General features: G+C 74.6%; 1 protein-coding gene. It reads right to left on the minus strand.

Annotation, left to right across the window (positions count from 1 at the left end):
• Window positions 1-1461, minus strand: a 1461-nt coding sequence (locus tag ACVNF4_RS35950; RefSeq protein WP_461807025.1) for a polyketide synthase dehydratase domain-containing protein, incomplete at both ends; no start/stop codon positions are given.

The following is a 1461-nucleotide window of genomic DNA, read 5'->3' on the forward strand; positions in this document are numbered from 1 at the left end:
CGGCCGGTGCGGGCCCCGCCGGGGCCGATCTCCAGCCGGGTCTCGGTGAGGCCGTCGTCGAGGACGCGGTCGAGGGTGTGCAGCAGGGCGGCGGCGGTCCAGCCGTCGGTCAGGGTCACCCGGAGCAGGCGGCGTTCGCTCTCCTCGGCCTCGACGCCGGCCAGCAGGCCCCACAGGGTCTCGCGCAGGGGGGCCTGTGGTGTCCCGTCGTCGGCCAGGACGGCGTACGGCACGGTCCGGGGCACGGCGTGCAGGGTGGCGGTGAGGTCGAGCACGGCCTCGGTCGCGGTCCGCGCGTCCGCGGGTGCGGTGGCGGTGAGGAAACGGGTGTCGACGACGAGGTCCGGGGCCGGTGCGGGCGGGGTGTCCGCGTCGAGCGCGAGGACTCGGTGGCCGGCTTCCTCGGCGGCCCGGGTGAGGAGCTTCCCGGCCTTCGTGTCGGCGCCGACGACGGCCACGGCAAGGGTCCGGGCGGTGTCGCCCGCGGGCGGCAGGTCGGTCCAGGAGAGGTCCCAGAGGTGCCGGGGTCCCTGGCGCAGGGAGGACTGGAGGACGGAGCGGGAGGCGGTGCGAAACCGGAAGCCGTCCATGGCGAGGACGGTGGCGCCGTCCTCGTCGAAGAGGTGCAGGTCGGCGGTCTCCACCTGGTGGAACCGGTCGTCGGCGCTCTCCCGCAGCTCGGCCCGGACGTGTCCCCACAGGGGCCTGCCCGGGACGGGCCGGCCGGGGAACGACACGCGGGCCGCGGCGAACGGGATGACCAGGGCCCGCTCCTGTTCCAGCGGCTGCGCGTCGTCCTCGTGGATGGCGAAGCAGACGGAGGACTGGAGGCAGGAGTCGAGGAGGCCGGGATGGATCTGGTAGTCCTCGACGGGCTCGTTCGTCTTCTCGGGCCAGTCGAACCGGATCAGGGCCTCGTCGCCTCGGATCCAGGCGTCCCCGACCCAGCTGAAGGACGGTCCGAGGAGGTAGCCGATGCCGCGCAGGTGCCGGTAGAACGCCTCGCCGCCGAGGTGGCGGTCGGCGTGCGCGATGAACTCCCGCGGATCGGGTGCGGGCCTGCTCGCGACCGGGTCGGCGGTGAGCCGGCGGGCTGTCAGGTGTTCCTGCCACAGGTCGCGTTCGGGGTCGAGGAGGCTCTGCACGCTGACCGTGCGCGAACCCGGCTCGCCGTCGCTCTCCATGATCTGGAGTTCGTAGCGCTCGCCGTCGTGCAGGACCAGCGCGCGCGGGAAGTGCAGGTCCTCCAGGACGACCCGCTCGCCGTCGTGGCCCAGTGCGGACAGCACCGTGGCGGTCTGGGACGCGCCCGCCACCTGGACGGTGCCGAACAGCCGGTGGTCGTCGAGGTGCGGCGGGTACACGGTGCTGCGTTCGGTGACGAACACCCGGCCCCGGATCGCGGGCGAGCGCAGCTCGGTGCCCCACGGCGGACCGGCCGGCGCGGCGCCGGGCGCGGAC

Source organism: Streptomyces sp. S6 (genome assembly GCF_054880855.1).